General features: G+C 50.7%; 19 protein-coding genes and 1 tRNA gene. 1 reads left to right on the top strand and 19 read right to left on the bottom strand.

From position 1 onward, the window contains the following. Positions 1-40: 40 nt before the first annotated feature. From bamB to trmJ, 12 genes are all read right to left on the bottom strand, one after another. Entirely contained in the window at positions 41-1210 is a 1170-nt protein-coding gene (gene bamB / locus ABYA77_RS00385) for an outer membrane protein assembly factor BamB (protein ID WP_372963947.1), read from the bottom strand. Next, on the bottom strand, positions 1210-1863 hold the full coding sequence (locus ABYA77_RS00390; RefSeq protein ID WP_372963948.1) for a YfgM family protein: 654 nt from the start codon (positions 1861-1863) through the stop codon (positions 1210-1212). Before ABYA77_RS00390 ends, bamB begins: the two co-directional genes overlap by 1 nt. A 48-nt stretch (positions 1864-1911) precedes the next feature. Further along, the gene (hisS, locus tag ABYA77_RS00395) at positions 1912-3186 is read right to left on the bottom strand and encodes a histidine--tRNA ligase (protein ID WP_372963949.1); all 1275 of its coding nucleotides are present in this window, start codon (positions 3184-3186) and stop codon (positions 1912-1914) included. Between the two features lie 39 nt (positions 3187-3225). Then, on the bottom strand, positions 3226-4344 hold the full coding sequence (gene ispG, locus ABYA77_RS00400) for a flavodoxin-dependent (E)-4-hydroxy-3-methylbut-2-enyl-diphosphate synthase (protein ID WP_372963950.1): 1119 nt from the start codon (positions 4342-4344) through the stop codon (positions 3226-3228). Positions 4345-4378: 34 nt separating this feature from the next. Further along, on the bottom strand, positions 4379-5335 hold the full coding sequence (locus tag ABYA77_RS00405; protein ID WP_372963951.1) for a RodZ domain-containing protein: 957 nt from the start codon (positions 5333-5335) through the stop codon (positions 4379-4381). Positions 5336-5351: 16 nt separating this feature from the next. Beyond that, the gene (gene pilW, locus ABYA77_RS00410) at positions 5352-6155 is read right to left on the bottom strand and encodes a type IV pilus biogenesis/stability protein PilW (RefSeq protein ID WP_372963952.1); all 804 of its coding nucleotides are present in this window, start codon (positions 6153-6155) and stop codon (positions 5352-5354) included. 40 nt (positions 6156-6195) lie between these two features. Next, positions 6196-7305 carry a 23S rRNA (adenine(2503)-C(2))-methyltransferase RlmN gene (rlmN, locus tag ABYA77_RS00415; protein ID WP_372963953.1) on the bottom strand — a complete coding sequence of 370 codons (1110 nt, stop codon included), beginning with the start codon at positions 7303-7305 and terminating at the stop codon, positions 6196-6198. A gap of 62 nt (positions 7306-7367) precedes the next feature. Next, entirely contained in the window at positions 7368-7796 is a 429-nt protein-coding gene (gene ndk / locus ABYA77_RS00420; protein WP_372963954.1) for a nucleoside-diphosphate kinase, read from the bottom strand. Positions 7797-7863: 67 nt separating this feature from the next. Then, positions 7864-9012, bottom strand: coding sequence for an IscS subfamily cysteine desulfurase (locus ABYA77_RS00425; RefSeq protein ID WP_372963955.1), 1149 nt, complete (start codon positions 9010-9012; stop codon positions 7864-7866). 22 nt (positions 9013-9034) lie between these two features. Then, positions 9035-9526, bottom strand: coding sequence for a Fe-S cluster assembly transcriptional regulator IscR (iscR, locus tag ABYA77_RS00430; RefSeq protein ID WP_372963956.1), 492 nt, complete (start codon positions 9524-9526; stop codon positions 9035-9037). 78 nt (positions 9527-9604) lie between these two features. Further along, positions 9605-10387, bottom strand: a complete 783-nt coding sequence (cysE, locus tag ABYA77_RS00435) for a serine O-acetyltransferase (protein WP_372963957.1) — start codon at positions 10385-10387, stop codon at positions 9605-9607. A gap of 4 nt (positions 10388-10391) precedes the next feature. Further along, positions 10392-11252, bottom strand: a complete 861-nt coding sequence (gene trmJ, locus ABYA77_RS00440; RefSeq protein ID WP_372963958.1) for a tRNA (cytosine(32)/uridine(32)-2'-O)-methyltransferase TrmJ — start codon at positions 11250-11252, stop codon at positions 10392-10394. 192 nt (positions 11253-11444) lie between these two features. Here trmJ and ABYA77_RS00445 point away from each other — a divergent pair, with 192 nt between their 5' ends. Beyond that, positions 11445-12245 carry an inositol monophosphatase gene (locus ABYA77_RS00445; RefSeq protein ID WP_372963959.1) on the top strand — a complete coding sequence of 267 codons (801 nt, stop codon included), beginning with the start codon at positions 11445-11447 and terminating at the stop codon, positions 12243-12245. Positions 12246-12317: 72 nt separating this feature from the next. Here ABYA77_RS00445 and secF read toward each other — a convergent pair whose 3' ends face one another. The 7 genes from secF to flgL form a co-directional block, all read right to left on the bottom strand. Then, entirely contained in the window at positions 12318-13271 is a 954-nt protein-coding gene (gene secF / locus ABYA77_RS00450; protein WP_372963960.1) for a protein translocase subunit SecF, read from the bottom strand. Continuing rightward, complete coding sequence (secD, locus tag ABYA77_RS00455) at positions 13264-15138, bottom strand: protein translocase subunit SecD (protein WP_372963961.1); 1875 nt, start codon at positions 15136-15138, stop codon at positions 13264-13266. Before secD ends, secF begins: the two co-directional genes overlap by 8 nt. Positions 15139-15230: 92 nt before the next feature. Next, on the bottom strand, positions 15231-15536 hold the full coding sequence (gene yajC, locus ABYA77_RS00460) for a preprotein translocase subunit YajC (RefSeq protein ID WP_372964120.1): 306 nt from the start codon (positions 15534-15536) through the stop codon (positions 15231-15233). A gap of 89 nt (positions 15537-15625) precedes the next feature. Then, entirely contained in the window at positions 15626-16747 is a 1122-nt protein-coding gene (gene tgt / locus ABYA77_RS00465) for a tRNA guanosine(34) transglycosylase Tgt (RefSeq protein WP_372964121.1), read from the bottom strand. A 14-nt stretch (positions 16748-16761) separates the two neighbouring features. Beyond that, positions 16762-17862: a tRNA preQ1(34) S-adenosylmethionine ribosyltransferase-isomerase QueA gene (queA, locus tag ABYA77_RS00470; protein ID WP_372963962.1), complete on the bottom strand. Its 1101-nt coding sequence runs from the start codon at positions 17860-17862 to the stop codon at positions 16762-16764. A gap of 40 nt (positions 17863-17902) precedes the next feature. After that, a tRNA-Leu gene (locus tag ABYA77_RS00475) sits at positions 17903-17989 on the bottom strand. A gap of 82 nt (positions 17990-18071) precedes the next feature. After that, positions 18072-19307, bottom strand: a complete 1236-nt coding sequence (flgL, locus tag ABYA77_RS00480; protein WP_372963963.1) for a flagellar hook-associated protein FlgL — start codon at positions 19305-19307, stop codon at positions 18072-18074. Positions 19308-19320 lie beyond the last annotated feature (13 nt).

Genomic DNA, 19320 nt, shown 5'->3' on the forward strand with positions numbered 1-19320 from the left:
AACAAAAACCCGGCCTGAGCCGGGTAAATTCAGTCAGTGGTCAGTCTTTCTGCTCGAGTTTCAGAACAGACATTTTGCCACCGTTACCATAAACCAACAGGTTACCATTAGTCAGCACCTGTACAGGTACGCGGATACCGTCACTGTCAAATTTGAACTGGCCCACCAGGTGGCCATCTTTCATCGACAACACGTGCAGATAACCTTCAAAGTCACCCACAACCAAGTAGTTACCAGACACCGCAGGCCGTGTAATCTGCCTCCAGGCCAAATCACTCTGAACCCATAGCTCGCGCCGATCAGTGCCACGTAGTGCAACGACATCGCCATTGGCAGAAGCCAGGAAAATATTGCCGTTTCCGATTGCCGGTGAATAGAAACTTGAGGCCGTGCGACTCCAGATTTCCTGCCCGGAACGGATATCAACCAGAGCCAGCTTTCCCTGGTAGCCAACGACCATAATGGCAGAATCCAGGACCAGCGGTTGACCACCAATATCAACCAGCCGTTCCAGCTCGGTACGACCTTGCGCCTGCCCTACTTCATATTGCCATACAGGTTGTCCATTTTCGGCCGTAAGCGCAATGACACGCCCATTAGAAAACGAAGCAATAACAATGTCTGCGCCAACCAGTGGGGCCGCAGCGGTACGCATCGTCAGCACTGGAACCTGAGCTTCATACTGCCACACCCGGTCGCCCTTATCAGTACTAAAACCAATGACCCGGCCATCGGTGGTCTGAACCACAACAAGTGAACCATTAGACTGTGGAGCTGCAAGTACCTCTGTAGGCAAAGGCACACGCCAGACTTCGCTTCCATCTTCAGCCGACAGTGCAATCAACTCAGCATCGCGAGTGACGACGTACAGGTGACGGGAATCAGCCCCAGGGCCAGCGAATATCCGGTCATCCAGTTCCGTCGACCATACAACTTCACCATTTTCTGTGCCTACGGTAACCACCTCACCGTCAGCAGAAGCTGCGAAAATCACATCGCCAGCGTAAAGCGGTGCAAGCTGCAAGAATTCGTTATCATGCCCGTTACCGACAGACATACTCCAGACACGATCAAACTCAACAGTTGCTTCAATTTCAGGCACTGGCACGGGCTGTTCGTAAGTATCCGTAGCACTGCAACCTGTCAGCACCAACAGCAAGACAGACAACGCCGAGATTAATCTGAATGGCTTGTTACGCCCAAAAGGCATCAAGCACCCTCCCCGACGCCGAGATCTGACAGTTTGAGCTCAAGCAGGTCTCCACCGCTTGCTTGCCCCTGCTCTCTGGCAGCAAGATAAGCTTCCCGCGCTCCATCGGTATCGCCCATCGCCATAAGAATGTCGCCTCTCAGTTCAGAAAAAACCGCGTCGAATGCCTTTGCATCGCCAGCACCATCCAAAGTCGCCAAAGCAGCTTCATGCTGGCCGGCCGCGAACTGAGCTATCGCCAAGCGGTTGCGAATAACCAGTGATAGCGCGTTGTAGTCTGAGGCTTGCTCCAGAGACCACTGCAACGATTCGATAGCTGCCTCCGGATCCTTCTGCACCATCATCTGCTGACGCGCTAAAACCAGGTTCCCATAAATAGCATACGCACTGCTTCCGTGCTCATTGCGCAAAGACTCTGCCACAAACTCAATGGTGTCATTACTACCCTCACCACCGCTAGAGAAGGCACTCAACAAAGTCGCAAACTGGTTTGCAGCTTCTGCGCGCTCCTGAGCCTGATGGTTTTGCCATGCCTGCCAGCCAAAAACAATCGCCAAAGCAGCGCCGATACCAATTAATAACGAGCTACCGTTTTTCTTCCACCAGTCCTTGATAGCCTGGACCTGTTCTTCTTCGGTGCGCAACTCAGCCATGAAAACTCCTGTTAATTATTTATTGTCGCCCGTTAGCGGTTATTTAAATCAAACATGCTCTGCCAGAATTCTGGCAAGATCTGCTTGCGCCACTTCCTGCTGAGGCTGATCATCCCGCAGTGGCTTTAAGCCAGCCGTGCCATGTTCTATTTCATTTTCGCCCAAGATAACCGCATAGCGGGCGCCGCTGCGATCCGCTTTCTTCATCTGGCTTTTAAAACTACCGCCGCCACAATGGGTGATAACTACTCTGCCGGGCAGATCATTACGAAGTGTATTCGCAATAGACATCGCCGTAGAGATACTCTTATCCCCCATAGCAGTAACGTATATATCTGCACGGTTATTCACTTCGTCAGGAATAAGGTTCAATGTTTCCAATAGCAGAATCAAACGCTCAAGGCCCATTGCAAATCCAACAGCTAAAGTTGGTTTGCCACCCAACTGTTCAACCAGACCATCATATCGACCACCAGCACAAATAGTGCCTTGGGCGCCAAGGCTTTCAGTGACCCATTCAAACACTGTTTTGCCATAATAATCCAAGCCACGAACCAGGGCCGGATTCACTGTGTAAGCTACACCTGCGGAATCAAGCAAAGCCTTGAGCTGTTCAAAGTGGCATCTGGACTCTTCATCCAGGTAATCACTAAGACTGGGAGCATGCTCCAAAATACTGCGGGTCTGCTGAACCTTGCTGTCCAGAATACGAAGCGGGTTTGTCGTCAGCCTGCGCTTGCTATCCTCATCCAGCTGATCCCGGTACTGCTCAAGATAACTGACCAGCGCTTCGCGATAGACCTTGCGAGACTCGCTGGTGCCGATAGAGTTAATTTCAAGACGAGCATGACCTGAAAGACCTAACTCCGCCCACAACCGCGAAGTCAGCATCAACAACTCCGCATCAATATCCGGGCCGGCCATACCAAAACATTCAACCCCGATCTGGTGAAACTGACGGTAACGGCCCTTTTGCGGACGCTCATGACGAAACATCGGGCCGGTATACCAGAGACGACGGGTCTGATTGAACAGCAGGCCATGCTCCTCCGCAGCGCGTACACAACCGGCAGTTCCTTCCGGACGCAGAGTCAGGCTATCTCCGTTGCGGTCGTCGAATGTATACATTTCTTTTTCGACAATATCGGTCACTTCACCGATGGAGCGCTTGAACAGCTCTGTTTGCTCCACAATGGGCATCCGAATTTCCTGGTAGCCATACTGTGCAAGAACTTTTCGAACGGTTGTTTCAACGTACTGCCAGACAGGTGTCTGGTCCGGGAGAATATCGTTCATCCCCCGAATTGCCTGAATTTTAGCCAAAGTAAAACCCTGATAGCTTTTTGAAATAGTATAAGTAGATCAGTCTGCCGACTTTGCGATTACTAATGCTTCCTGATCCTGCCGCCGCGAGACCTCTTCACGAATCAGACGTTCTAAGTCATCGGTCAGTGTGGCGTTGTCCAGTTTTTGATTCGGCTTTCCACTGAGATAGAACAAGTTCTTGGGTGAGCCTCCGGTCAAGCCGATGTCGGCCTCGCGTGCTTCGCCTGGCCCGTTTACAATGCAGCCGATAATGGCAACATCCAACGGTGTGTTGACATCTTCCAGACGCACCTCCAGATCATTCATTGTCTGGATAACATCAAAATTCTGCCTTGAGCAACTTGGGCAAGCTATAAAGTTTATGCCACGACTACGCAACCGAAGACTTTTAAGAATATCGAAGCCTACTTTTATTTCCTGAACAGGATCAGCTGCAAGCGATACCCGAATTGTGTCGCCAATACCATCCATCAACAACATGCCTAAACCAATGGACGACTTAACCGTACCTGACCGAAAGCCGCCCGCTTCTGTAATTCCCAAATGAAGAGGCTGTTCGATCTGTGCTGCGATTAATCGGTACGCCGCTACGGTCATAAAGACCTCAGAGGCCTTAAGACTTACCTTGAAATTCTGGAAATCATGCTTATCGAGAATATCGATATGGCGCATAGCAGACTCTACAAGCGCTTCAGGTGTCGGCTCCCCGTATTTACGCTGAAGAGCCTTCTCTAACGAACCAGCATTCACCCCAATGCGAATGGGAATATTGCCATCTTTCGCAGCGCTGATAACGGCGCTTACCCGATCATCTCGGCCAATATTACCGGGGTTAATCCGCAAGCAATCAACGCCCAGTTCCGCCACACGCAACGCAATTTTATGATCAAAATGAATATCGGCTACCAAGGGTACAGAGACCTGCTTGCGAATCTGACCAAAAGCCTCTGCGGCCTCAATAGACGGCACGGACACCCGCACAATATCGGCTCCGGCGTCTTGAATGGCTTTAATCTGCGCAACGGTTGCAGCAACATCACAGGTGTTTGTATTGGTCATGCTCTGAACGGCAATAGGTGCATCACCACCTACCGGCACATCGCCAACCATGATCTGCCGGGATTTACGTCTTTTGATTGGGGAATCTTGTTTCATTGACTGGAACCAACAATATGTCCGGGCGTTAGGTTCAGGGTTCGAGTGTGAACTCTGATCTGTTATTCACTACACGAAAATCATCCATCTCAAGGCGTTCGCCCTGAAACCGAATAACTTCAACTGCATTCATTGCTCCAACAACCACTTTCAAAGGAGGGGGACCGCTCACATCCAGAGTATCACCCCGTCGGCGAAGCTCACTGGCCAAACGCTGACCATTAGCATCAGTTACCTGAATCCAACAGTCATCGCTGAAGGTCATTTCCAGGCGTCCCACCGGAAACACGGTATCGGACCCGGCGGAGGCCGGCTCAATCTCCTCAGCAGCCTGCTGCGGAGCCTCTACATTCGGCTCTTCCTCAGTCTGCAGCGCCGCGCCCTGATCCACAGGGATATCCGTGATTGATAAAGCTTCAGGCTCTTCCAATAATTCTGGGGATGGTGTTACAGAAAGGGCCTGCAAAGATTCCATCGGGGCATCGTCAGAAGGGCTGCCTGCAAGAGGCTCTGACAGAGCTTCATTCGTATCTGGATGTTGCTCACCAACTGATAACTCAGGAGCATCAGAGCCTGTACCATCAAAAATTCCTACTCGGCCCGGGGTCAGGTAATGAAATGCCAAATACCCCAACAGTGCAAGTAGCAACACCACTAAAAAGGACTTAACCAGCCGACGCTTTCTTCGCCGTCTGCGTTCAATATCTACCAGTGGATGGGTTTGCAGCTCATCTTCGCGCTGCTTACGCATCGGGGCTAACTCTGCGTCGAGATCCCGGATCACCGCATCAGCATCAAGGCCAACCTGACGAGCATAGGCTCTCACGTAGCCTTTAAGAAACAGCTCGGTATCAATCTTGCTGTAGTCGCCAGATTCAATGGCCTGAACGACAGAACACCGCAGGTGCTGCTGCTCCGTAATAGCAGACACAGACCAGCCTTTGGCTTCTCTGGCTCGCTGTAACTGCTGCCCAACAGGGTCTGCTGGCACGGAAATTTCCTGCTGTTCACTGCCCATTAGAAATCAGTGCCTTATATTGTTGGTATTCCACAGAGTCAGGAAACTCGTTTCTCAATAAAAGTGCCAAACTCGCTTCCTGGTCTCTATCCTCAAAATGTCTCGCTATACGAATACCTGTGTAAAGACTCTCGGGCGAATGAGCCAGTCGCGGATTTTTCTGAATCATCGTCTGAAGGCGGGAATAATAACGGGAGGCGGCCATGTAATCCCCCTTTTCAACCAACACGCGTGACAAAGAAAGTACCGCACGGGCCTCACCCCGAGTCAGATCTACCGCCCGGCGATAGGCCTGCTCCGCTCCCTCTCGGTTTCCTAACTGTTCTTCGGTCATTCCCAGGTTATAAAATACACCGCCACGGTCTTTATAACCTGTGTTTTCAGAAGCTACCTCGAACTGCCGCCGAGCTTCTTCAAATCTGCCCTGGCTATAGAGAAATGCACCATAATAAACCCGGCCGCGAGTGTAACTGCTATCAGATTCAACCGAGTTTTTGAAACTTTGCTCTGCAAGAGCGTCTTCGCCTTCAGAACTATACACAAGACCCATTGCAGCATGGGCCGGGGCATAATTTCCGTCTAATTCAAAAGCACGGTTGAGATGGTGCCGCGCCCTACGCAGGTTACCCTGCCCGATATAGCGGGATGCCAACTGAACATAGCTATCTAAAGCTTTATCTCGATCAGCTTCACGATTGAAACGACTGTCTGTTGTGGTTACGCAACCAGAAACCAGCAATCCGAAAAGCACCAGAAACAAGGCAGCCAGTTTTACAGTCGTGTTTTTTACCATCTACAAACACCTTCTATTACGGCTTTATCTGCATTTTTGATCAGGGATTAACCTGCTGCACAGCAATATAACGCTGACTTCTTCGAGTACGATCTTCTACTTGCCCTACCAACTGACCACAGGCCGCATCGATATCGTCACCACGGGTTGTTCTGATTGTCGTAACGTAGCCAGCCTCGTTCATAACCGTCTGGAAGCGGCGCGTAGCATTCATGCTAGGGCGCTTGAAGTCACTTTCCGGGAACGGATTAAACGGAATCAGATTAACCTTGCACGGCAATCCCTTCAATATAACAGCCAGCTCTTTTGCATGATCAAGATGATCATTCACGCCTTCAATAACGGTGTATTCGATTGTCGCCTTTCGCTTATCAGGCAACCGGGCGAGATAGCGCCTGGTTGCAGCAAGCAGCTCTGCAATCGGATACTTTTTGTTCAATGGCACCAATTGGTTACGCAATTCATCATTAGGTGCATGGAGCGATATAGCCAGTGAAACATCGGTAACCTCACCCAACCGGTCAATGGCCGGGACAACACCCGACGTACTCACCGTAACCCGACGTTTAGAGATCCCGTATGCGAGATCTTCCATCATCAGGTTCATGGCATCCACTACGTTCTCAAAATTAAGTAACGGCTCCCCCATGCCCATCATCACAACATTGGTAATGGGTCGGCTACTGGGCTCAAACGGCATGAAAGCCTTACGGGCGACCCATACCTGACCGATAATTTCAGCAGCCGTCAGATTACGATTAAAACCACGCTTTCCAGTTGAACAGAACGTGCAGTCAAGGCTACAGCCGATCTGAGAGGAAACACAGAGGGTACCGCGTTCACCATCAGGGATCAGAACGGTTTCAACGTTATTTCCGTTGTCCATTTTCATAACCCATTTACGTGTTCCGTCTTTCGAGGTTTCGTCATACACCACCTCAGGACCACGCACTTCGGCTATGTCTTTCAGCCGCTCCCGAAGAGCTACGCTCATATTGGTCATTTGATCGAAGTCATCAACACCACGCTGATGAATCCACTGCAACATCTGCTGAGCACGAAAACGCTTTTCTCCCAAAGTTTCAAAGAAGGCCTCAAGTTTATCTTTAGGCATTCCAAGAAGGTTGGTTTTTTCAGCAGGGGCAGTCATGGCATAACCTCGATCAGATAACCAATTCAGGGGTAGCACCTGCCACCCCTGAACAGACAACATTAGCCGCGTGGGCAGATTTCGTTGTCATTGAAGAAGTAAGCCACTTCGCGCTCTGCAGAAGCAGCAGAGTCGGAGCCGTGAACGGCGTTGGCATCGATAGATGAAGCGAAATCAGCACGGATAGTACCGGCAGCAGCTTCTTTCGGGTTGGTAGCACCCATCAGGTCACGATTCTTCAGGATAGCGCCTTCACCTTCCAGAACCTGAACAACAACAGGGCCGGAAGTCATAAATGCAACCAGGTCGTTGAAGAAAGGACGCTCTTTATGCTCAGCATAGAAGCCTTCAGCTTGTTCCTGGGTCAGGTGCATCATTTTGGATGCAACGATTTGCAGGCCAGCTTTTTCGAAACGGCTGTAGATTTCGCCAATCACGTTTTTGGCTACCGCGTCAGGCTTGATGATTGAGAGCGTGCGCTCATTTGCCATGCTAATTCTCCAGTCTGGTTAGGGTTAAAATCAGGGATTAGATTATACGCAGTCAAGGGCCTACTGCCTACCGCACCGAGCGAAGTCGCGTAACAACATCAACTATTTGAGCGCTGGCGAACTCAATTTCCTCGTCGGTAGTGAAACGGCCGAACGAAAATCTCAGAGCCCGATGCGCAAGCTCATCGCTGCGACCTATTCCGCGTACCACAAAAGACGACTCCACTGAAGCTGACGCACAAGCAGAACCCGACGACACCGCAATATTTCGTAAACCCAGCATGAGAGACTCTGCATCTACACCCTCAAAGGAAAGGTTAATAATGCCAGGCACACGGTGCTCAGTACTGCCATTAAAGTGCACCCTATCTAACGCCTGAAGGCCAGACAAAAACCGCTGCCTCAGCTCTTCCAGACGAGCCACCTCTTCACCAAGACTCTGGCCAGCCAACTCGAAAGCCTTGCCCATACCAACTATCTGGTGCGTAGCCAAGGTCCCTGAACGCATATTTCGCTCATGCCCACCACCATGCATCTGCGCCTCGACCCGAACATCCGGTGACCGCCGCACATACAAAGCGCCAATACCCTTCGGCCCGTATAGCTTGTGAGCCGACAGCGACAACAGGTCTACATTAAGACTGACAACATCAAGAGGCAGCTTGCCCGCAGCCTGGGCTGCGTCAACGTGAAACAATACGCCCCGCGCTCGCAAGACAGCTCCGATAGCTCCAACATCCGTGATACAACCAAGCTCGTTATTTACCAGCATCAAACTAACGAGAACCGTATTGTCTTTTAGCGCATTAATGACAGAATCAAGAGATATTCGCCCATCTTCTTGCGGAGTCAGCCACGTCACCTCGACACCTTGGCGCTCCAGCCATTTGCACGTATCAATCACAGCCTTGTGTTCAATCAGCGAAGTGACTATATGCGGCCTGGAAGCGATATCAATCACACCTTTAATTGCAAGATTGTCAGACTCCGTCGCACCGGACGTCCAAACGATTTCTCGTGGGTCAGCATGAATCAGTTCGGCCACCTGCCGACGCGCATTTTCCACCGCAGCCTCAGCCTGCCACCCATAACCATGGGACCGTGAGGCTGGGTTGCCAAAAACACCATCAAGCGTCAGGTGTTTTGCCATTTCTTCAGCAACAACGGGATCAACCGGCGTTGTGGCCGCATAATCCAGATATACAGGCTTTTTCATAATTTGAGAGTGTATGCTGTTATCAGGCCGAAGCCTGGTCTGTCAATTGACGGGTATTTATCGCATCAGCATCTGATTGCTTACGATTCTGGCGATCAGCAACCAGCTGGATTTCACGCTTACGCATCAAATCGCCGAGACTGATGTCACTCAGGAACTGGTGAATCTGATCGGACAAATCAGACCAAAGATGGTGAGTCAGACATTTTTCACCATTCTGACAGTCGCCCTTATTACCACAGCGGGTAGTGTCCAGGGACTCACTGACGGCATCAACCACCTCAGCAATATAGACTTCATCTGCTGTTCGGCTGAGCTGATATCCACCACCTGGGCCTCGGACACTGGCCACCAGATTCTGGCGACGCAGGCGAGAGAAAAGCTGTTCGAGATAGGAGAGGGAGATTTCCTGACGAGCGGAGATATCCGCCAGGCTCACCGGCCCCTCACTGCCATGCAGAGCCAGATCCAGCATAGCTGTAACGGCATAGCGGCCTTTTGTGGTGAGCTTCATATTCTCAGCCCTGATAATGGGATTGAATATCGATCTTCATGACTGAGTATGAATTGACCCACTAAAACAGTCAAGTATTCAGCCTTTCGCCCCATCCTCAGGGTCGTCACGAACGCAATCAAAATCATCATCATCCAGCTGCGGCAGATCGCCATTCTGATATTCACTATTTACTTTATGAAGAGCCTTACACATCGTTTCCAACCGCTCATCTACGGCATGCATATGGTCCAGCAAGGCACGAACAGATCTCGCCATAGGATCAGGCATTTCTTCAGTCACACCATAAGCATCAAAGCCCATGCGCTCTTCCATCACTTTACGGCGAACGTCGTCTTCCTCCAACTTCCGCTTAACAATGACACGCCCCGGGATCCCGACAACGGTGGCACCGGCAGGCACCGCTTTCGTCACCACCGAGTTAGACCCGATTTTGGCACCCTCACCCACTTCAAACGGCCCAAGAATCTTGGCTCCGGCACCAACGACCACCCCACTCCCTATCGTAGGGTGGCGCTTACCTTTGTTCCAACTGGTACCCCCAAGCGTGACCCCCTGATAAAGCGTTACATCATTCCCAATAACGGTCGTCTCACCAATCACGACACCCATACCATGATCAATAAAAAACCGCCGACCAATAGTGGCGCCAGGATGAATCTCTATACCAGTAAACCATCGAGCCAGCGTGGACAGCGTCCGGGCCACCCACTTCAGACCATGCCCCCACAACCAGTGCGCTACACGATGCAGTAACAAAGCGTGTAAACCGGGATAATTGGTAAGCACCTCGAAGGTGTTACGTGCTGCAGGATCTCGGTGGAAAACGCTGTTAATGTCTTCCTTTAATCTTTGAAACATATCGTTATTCCTGCCCTTCATCTTTGGAGTCTACAGAAACAGATTGCCGCTGGCCTTTACCCTTATGATTGCCAGCTGCCTTTTGAACAGCCGACAGAACACCCCGAAGAATGTTCACTTCCAACTGATCCATCCTCGCTCTCTGGAACAGGCGACGAAGGCGAGCAATCAGGTGGCGCGGGTTATCCCGCCGATGGAAATCCACATCCACCAGCATTTGCTCAAAATGACCAAAAAAGCCTTCAACTTCACCGACTGTGGCCGGAGGAGAATCCCAGCCCGGATCACCTGGAGCAAGCATAGGCTCAAGGTATGGACGAGACTCGTCCTCTTCAAGGCTTCTCAGGTGGTGCATCCTCAGTTCGTAACTGATCACCTGTACAGCCATAGCGAGATTCAACGAGCTATAATCCGGATTTGACGGGATATGTATATGGTAATGACATCGCTGTAACTCATCATTGGAAAGCCCGTGATTTTCGCGACCAAAAACCAGAGCCACCTTACCTTTCGAAGAATACTCCAAAGCAGTGGCCGCCGCCGCGGGCGGAGGAACAACCGGCCAGGGAACCTTCCGCCCCCGCGCACTGGTACCCATCACCAGCACACAATCAGCCAAAGCCTCATCCAGGGACTGCACTACCTGCGCCCTGTCCAAAACATCAGAGGCCCCTGCGGAACGGGCATAGGATGTTTCATCCGGAAAGGATGACGGGTTAACCAGAAATAAGTTTCCGAGCCCCATATTTTTCATGGCCCGAGCCACTGCGCCAATGTTTCCCGAATGGGAGGTTTCCACCAGAACTATACGAATCTGGTTATTAAAGGAGTCTGTACCTTCCAGCGGCAGCGCGGTTTCGTGCATGGTAATCGGGCCTGTTGCTCGTCATTAATTTGGAAAAAGAGGCGAATCATACCAGAAAGCCAAGGGATTCCGCTCTCAGGAAATCCCGCAACCCGGTGGCATGCGTGGTTTTGCTAAGGCAAAAAGCATACAAGCGGCCTAAGTTTTTGCTATTATATCCGCCCTTCACACACTCGGATAATGAACTCTCAGATGCAACCAGCAATTAAAATGGCCCTGCGCGTTGCCCGCCACGGGTCTGACTACCTGAAAGCCCATTTCGAGCGTCAGGAACCCAATGGCAAAGACGAAGGCGAACGTTACCGGCAACTGGAACGAGTCGAACAGTCTATCTACGACAACTTCTCAGAGCAGCTTGCCAAAGCCTATAAAGATCACACCATCGCACCGATGGGAGAGGCTGACGCTAACGGCAGCGATAAAAGCTGGCACATATTTCCGATTCTTGGTCGGGAAAACTTTGTCCGGGGAATTCCTGAGTTCGCTCTGGCTCTATCCCAGAAGAAGAACAACCGTACCGAGAACCTTTTGATCGTCAACCCTGTTACCGGGGAAGAGTATTCAGCAAGTCGTGGTCACGGTGCAGCTCTGAACAGCCGCCGAGTGCGTGCATCAGAAATAAAGCTGCCAGCCAGATCAGCACTGGCCTCTAATCTTTTAGACCAGGCCCGCCAAGGCGAGGACCCAATGATCTGGGGTGAAATGGCAGCAACAATTGCTCGCGAAACCGGAATGTTCCGCACTTCGGGCTGCGTTGTTCTCGACATCGCTCGCGTTTCATCTGGCCTTCTGGACGCTGCGATAATCTTCCGCCCATCAGCTGCAGACATCGATCTGGGCGTAACCCTGGCAATGGAGTCAGGCGCACTAACAGGTGATTTTTCCGGCAACCCATCTATCGGCACAGCCCGGCAGCTGATCGTTGCAAACCCGAAGCTATTCAGAGAGCTGCTAAAGGTGCTCAACCCGTTCCGCGGCCGTTTACCGCGATAAACTTTACACGGGTACAAAAAAACCGCCATCCTTTTTAGGGGTGGCGGTTTTTTTATGACGGCACAAAATTAATTACATACGATTCAACCATTCGGGTGGCTGCTCTTCATCCGCATCATCACCCGCGCCCTCTTTAGCTGGTACCATTAAGTCTTCACGGGTAACCCCCATCACCATCAGCATATTAGCCGACACGTAGATGGATGAGTATGTACCCACAACAACACCAATAATCAATGCCAAGGCGAAGTTATTGATGGCTTCGCCCCCCAGGAAATACAAAGCAATAAGCACTACCAGCGTGGTACCAGAGGTATTAATTGTTCGAGAAATCGTCTCATGAATTGACTGATTGATAATATCCCATGACTCACCAACACGAAGCTTTCGGAAGTTTTCCCGAATCCGGTCTGCGACAACGATGGTATCGTTAAGGGAGTAACCAATAACAGCCAGCAGCGCTGCAAGAACCGTCAAATCAAACGTCCACTGGAACAGTGCAAACATACCCAAAACGATGATCACGTCATGAGCCAAGGGGATCACCGAAGCGATACCGAACTTGAACTGGAAACGCATGCCAACGTATATGAGCACCACAGCCAAAGCAATCAGAAGCCCAAGACCACTATCCTCTTTCAGCTCCTCACCCACCTGAGATCCCACAAACTCTGAACTCACCAGCTCCAGCTCAGCTCCGGAAGCCGACAACACTTCCGTTACTTCACGGGCCAGCTCATCATTACCGGACTCAGCCATGCGAATCAGAACAGTAGTATCTGCACCAAAATTCTGGACAGAAAACTGCTCGTACCCAGATGCAGTCAATTTGTTACGGATATCATCAAGCATTGGGGCTTCAGCATATTCAAACTCAACCGAAGTACCGCCCGTGAAGTCCATGCCAAAGTTAAGACCACGTACACCCAGCAGAACAATGGAGCCAATCACCAGTATAAGAGAAAAGACCGAAGCTGCTTTTCGGAACCCCATGAAATCAAAAGGTTTTTTAGTCATATCAGGCATTGGCCAGCTTCCCCCCGATCGAAAGTTTCTCGACCCTACGGCCGCCGTATACCATGTTCACGATACCCCGACTTACCATCAATCCACAGAACATGGAGGTCAGTATGCCAATACATAAAGTAACCGCAAAACCTTTCACTGGACCTGACCCCATAGCAAACAGAATCACCGCAACCAACAGAGTTGTGATATTCGCGTCAAAGATTGAAACGAAGGCACGCCCATAACCAGCATTGATTGCACTCTGAGGTGGCACGCCCACTTTGAGCTCTTCTTTTATACGCTCAAAAATCAGAACGTTAGCATCAACAGCCATACCAACTGTCAAAACAATCCCCGCAATCCCCGGTAACGTAAGCGTCGCTGAGAGAATAGACATACAGGCAACCAAAAGCATAAGGTTCAGAGTCAACGATACGTTGGCAATCAAACCAAAACCACGGTAATAAGCCAGCATATAAAGCAGAACCAAGCCGAAGCCCAATGCTACAGACATCATACCGGCATCGATATTTTTCTGACCAAGGCTGGGGCCAATAGTACGTTCCTGTACGAAATACATCGGTGCAGCAAGCGCACCCGCACGCAGCAAGAGCGCAAGCTCAGCTGCCTCAGGGATAGAATCAAGACCAGTGATGCGGAAGCTGCTACCAAGTGCAGACTGCACCGTTGCCAGGCTAATCAAGCCTTTCTCAACAACGCGTTTTTCAACCTGCTTCAGCTCACCATCAACTTCCCGAGTCTCCATTTCGGTACGGAATTCAATAAACAGCACCGCCATGCGCCGGCCTATGTTGTTCCGGGTAGCGCGGTTCATAAGATCACCACCAACAGAATCCATGGTGATATTAACCTGAGGCTGACCATTTTCATCAAAGGCCTGCTGAGCGTTTGCTACATTATTACCCGTAGCAATCACATCGCGCTCCAGACGTGCCGTACGTTGGGGCGTATCACGGAAGCTGAACTGCTCCGTTTCAGCGGAAGGCGCATCCTGACGAGCTTCCATACGAAACTCAAGGTTTGCAGTAGCACCCAAAACTCGTTTTGCCTGGGCGGTATCCTGAACACCTGGAAGTTCTACAATGATTCGATCAGTACCCTGGCGCTGAACCAGCGGCTCAGCAACACCCAACTCATTTACCCTGTTGCGGATCGTGGTAAGGTTCTGCTCCAGAGCATACTCCTGAATTTTTCGGACTTCTGCTTCTGAAAGTCTCAGGGTCAGCAGAAACTCACTACCTTCAGTGGTTGAGTCCAATAGAAATTCATTAAACTGACCACGCACCAAATCAAAAGCCTCAGCCCGGGATTCTTCGTCCCGGAAGCTCAGCACAATCTCCCGACTATTCTCAACGTCGCCACCACGGTAGCGAATCCTCTCATCACGCATATCCTGCTTAATTTGCCCTGACAGCGCTTCCAGCCTTTGGGTCACCGCGGTATCCATATCCACTTCAAGCAGGAAGTGGACACCACCACGAAGATCCAGGCCGAGTTTCATCGGACCAGCACCGAGGCTGCGCAGCCATCCCGGTGTGGACGGAGCCATATTCAACGCCACCAGATAATCGTTACCGAGTGCAGCCTGGACTGCCGGGCGTGCACGCAGCTGATCATCAGAACTGTTTAAACGGATCAAAGCATCACGCGCCTCTACAGCGCTGGACTTTACTTCAATGCCCTGAGACTCGAGTGCGCCGACCGCACGATCAAGGATTCGCTGATCGACCTCGGTACTACCTCGGGAACCAGTAATCTGGATGGCATAATCGTCAGGAAAGAAATTGGGTAAGGCGTATATAAAACCGATAATCAGCGCGAACACGATTACCAGATTTTTCCAGAGAGGATACTTATTCAGCATGGGATCCCTTTGGGCCGGCAAACAGCCAGCCTTGGTGTTTCAGCCAGTGTGATTCAGCCGGCGCAACCCGCGCACGCCGGCACCGAATCGGCTCAGATTTCCTTGAGCGTGCCCTTAGGCAGAGCACCAGCAACGGCAACTTTCTGAATCTTGATTTCGATGTTGTCGGCCACTTCAAGAACAATAAAGTCATCAGTAACTTTAGTGATACGACCAACCATGCCGCCAGAAGTTACAACTTCGTCGCCTTTATTCAGGCCAGACATCAGATTCTTGTGTTCCTTGGCACGCTTGGACTGCGGGCGCCAGATCAGGAAGTAGAAAATCAGAATGAAGCCTGCGAAAAAAATAACCTGGCCCATCACGCCCATAGACTGGCCTCCAGCGCTTTGCGCCATGGCAAGGGTGGGCATAAGAGATAACAGGCCGGCCATAAGCAGTTTGATTGATTTCATTCAGGTTCTCCGTAGTCTTAAGTAGAATTTGATCACTGATCACCCAGCGGCGGGACATTTTCGCCACGTAAGGCGTAGAATTCGCTTACAAAGTCCGACAATGTACCTGCTTCAATGGCACCGCGCAATCCGCTCATCAGGTTCTGATAAAAACGTAGATTGTGGATGGTATTAAGCTGCGAGCCAAGCATTTCCCCGCACTTGTCCAGATGGTGCAGATAACTTTTCGAGAAGTTCTGACAGGTATAGCAATCGCAACGCTCATCCAGAGGCCCAGTATCGTGGCGATTCTTGGCATTACGGATTTTCACAATACCGGTTGAGGTAAACAGGTAACCATTTCGAGCATTGCGCGTCGGCATTACGCAGTCGAACATATCCACACCGCGCCGAACCGCTTCAACAATGTCTTCCGGCCGCCCCACGCCCATCAGGTACCGAGGCTTATCGTCAGGCATTTTCGGTGGCAAATAATCAAGAATCCGAATCATATCTTCTTTGGGTTCGCCAACCGACAGCCCGCCAATAGCATAACCATCAAAACCGATCTCAGTCAGACCTTCGAGAGACCGTTCCCGCAAAGATTCATACATACCGCCTTGAACGATACCGAAAAGTGCAGCCGGATTACCTTCGTGCGCTTTTTTGCTTCGGTTCGCCCAGCGTAACGAAAGCTCCATAGAATCTTTTGCCTGTTTTTCAGTGGCTGGATATGGCGTGCACTCATCAAAAATCATGACGATGTCAGAGCCCAGATCCCGCTGAACCTGCATAGCAATTTCCGGAGACAACTCCACCTTCGCACCATCAACAGGAGAACGGAAAGTAACCCCCTGTTCTGTTATCTTGCGCATTTCACCCAGACTGAACACCTGAAAGCCGCCAGAGTCGGTAAGAATCGGACCTTGCCATTGGGTAAAATCATGGAGATCACCGTGAGCCTTTACCACTTCAGTGCCTGGGCGTAACATCAAGTGAAAAGTGTTACCCAGAATAATCTCGGCACCAATCTCTTTGATATCACGGGGCAGCATGCCTTTCACCGTGCCATAGGTGCCCACTGGCATGAACGCAGGGGTTTCCACTGTGCCGCGAGGAAAAGTCAAACGGCCGCGGCGCGCTTTGCCATCCTGGCCCAACTTTTCAAACGACATATAACAGGAATCACTCACAAGCTATCTCCACTGGATTCGGTGTTGTCAGCATCAGTTTCTTCCTGGCTATCCAACATGCCACGACTCAGTTCCCGGGGGGCCAGAAACATAGCATCGCCGTAACTGAAAAATCGATAGTTTTGCTCAACCGCCTCACGATAGGCAGACATAATGTTGTCATACCCTGCAAACGCACTGACGAGCATGATCAAAGTCGATTCGGGCAAGTGGAAATTGGTGACCATGGCGTCAACGGTTTGAAAACGGTAACCAGGATAAATAAAAATATCAGTTTCGCCCTGAAAGGCACTTAAGCCCCCGGCCTGACTGGCAGACTCCAGTGAGCGGACCGACGTTGTGCCAACCGCCACTACACGCCCTCCTCTCGCCCGAGTCTGATTAACTGCATCCACAGTTTCCTGAGGCACGTGAGCAACTTCACTATGCATAATGTGCTCTTCCAGAGTGTCGACGCGAACAGGCTGAAAAGTGCCTGCGCCAACATGAAGAGTCACGTACGCAAAATCAACGCCTTTGGCCTTCAGATGTCCCAGCAGCACATCATCAAAATGCAGGCCGGCGGTAGGCGCAGCCACAGCGCCGGCTTCTCTGGCGTAAACTGTCTGATAACGCTCCCGGTCAGAAAAGTCGTCATCGCGCTCCATATAGGGCGGCAGCGGCATATGACCAATACGCTCAAGCACATCCAGAATAGCTTCATCACCCTCATTCACAAAGCGGAACAAGGCATCTTCCCGACCGACCATCGTCAGCTCTGTACCATCTTCCAGGATAACTTTCTGGCCTTCTTTTAACGCTTTGGACGCTCGGGCATGCGCTAGAATTTCACGCGCTCCCAGCAACCGTTCCACCAGAACCTCAACACGTCCCCCGGTCTCTTTCCTGCCAAACAGGCGAGCAGGAATAACACGGGTATTATTGAAGACAAGAAGGTCGCCAGGCTGAAGCAAATCAGGGAGATCAGTAAACTGAAGATGTTCTGTTTTACCAGACAGACCGTCAAGGCTAAGCAGACGGGAGGCACTACGTTGTTTAAGAGGATAACGGGCGATCAACTCGTCCGGCAGGTCAAAATGAAAATCGGAGACGTTCATGGGCCGGCTATTTGAGATGCCGCGAATTGCGGCCAATAAGTGGTAGCGGCGGGCGGACTCGAACCGCCACTCCCGTTAAGGAAACGGATTTTGAATCCGTCGTGTCTACCAATTTCACCACGCCGCCATCAAGAAGTGGGAGAATTATACTGAGCCTGAGTTTGAAAGCAACACGCTCAGAAATAAAAATTGTCCACCACCTCAAATCATTACAATCGATCGAACAGAGACAGCTGTGAAATCTGTGCGAAGGATTGCTGTGCAGCCTGCAGCACAAAACTCTGGAAGCTCAGGTTGCTGACTGCTTCGGCATAATCTACGTCCTGCAACTGTGACCGGATCTCTTTGGTGTACAGTGCAGAATCCTCGAGAAATTCACCGGTAGATTCCACAGCATTAAGGCGACCACCGAGTTCGGTTTGTTTCAGAAGAATAGATTCCTGGGCATTATCAAGGTTGGTCAACGACTCCGCAATCAAAGCATCATACTCAGCGTTAGACTTCGGAGAGCCTTTGGCTAAAAAGTCCAGACCGTCAATCAGAGTTTCGATGGTCCCAAAAATTGACTGTTTATCGCTGATACCAAACGTAAACTCATCATTATCAGCGACATCGTTCAGGGTAAACTTAATCCCCGCAAATTCAATTTCTTCACCTTCATTGAACGATATAGGGGCCGCTATCAAGTTGTTCGGCGGAGTGATGCTGTCGTCATAAATTCCGTCAATTTCATAAACACCAGTAGCGACTTCATTGATCGTTATGCGTAGATCATTCGGTACACTTGGCGCAAACTCGGCACGTAATGCACTCTCATTAGCAAGCGACAAATCAGAGATGTAGCCATCAGCAGAGTTGGTCCCCACAATCGATATAGCAGCTGGAACATTCTCGAATATACCCTTACCGTGATCACTGATAGCCACAGTAACACCATCATCGATTTCGAGAACACGCTGCCCCTCATCTCCCTGATAGACCCACGAACCAGAAGCATTTTTGGCAAACGCCGGGGTACTGCCCTGAAAACCGCTGAAAATATACTCTCCAGACGCATCTCTGGTATTGGCAACATTGGCCAGCTGAGCCAGGCGCTCTTTTAATTCGGAGGAAATGGACGTTCGGTCATTTGATGACAACGAACCGTTACCGGCTTTCACCGCTAATTCCCGCACTCGCTGAAGAATGTCAATAGAACTGGCCAGCGCGCTCTCTTCCTGCTTCAACCGGTTATCTGCCAGACTGACGTTGCGCTGGTAGGTTTCAGTGCGCGTCAGCTCTTGATCGAGTTTCAGAATACGCGCTGCAGCCACGGGGTCATCAGAAGGTTTATTTACCTTCTTGCCCGTGGATATCTGCTGCTGGGTATCAACCAGATTGCTATTGAGATCCTGCATTCGGTTGATGCCGCCGGAGAAAATCTGCTGTGATGAAATTCGGATCATTTTACCTTACCTC

The organism is Marinobacter sp., from assembly GCF_041595835.1.
Taxonomy (GTDB): domain Bacteria; phylum Pseudomonadota; class Gammaproteobacteria; order Pseudomonadales; family Oleiphilaceae; genus Marinobacter.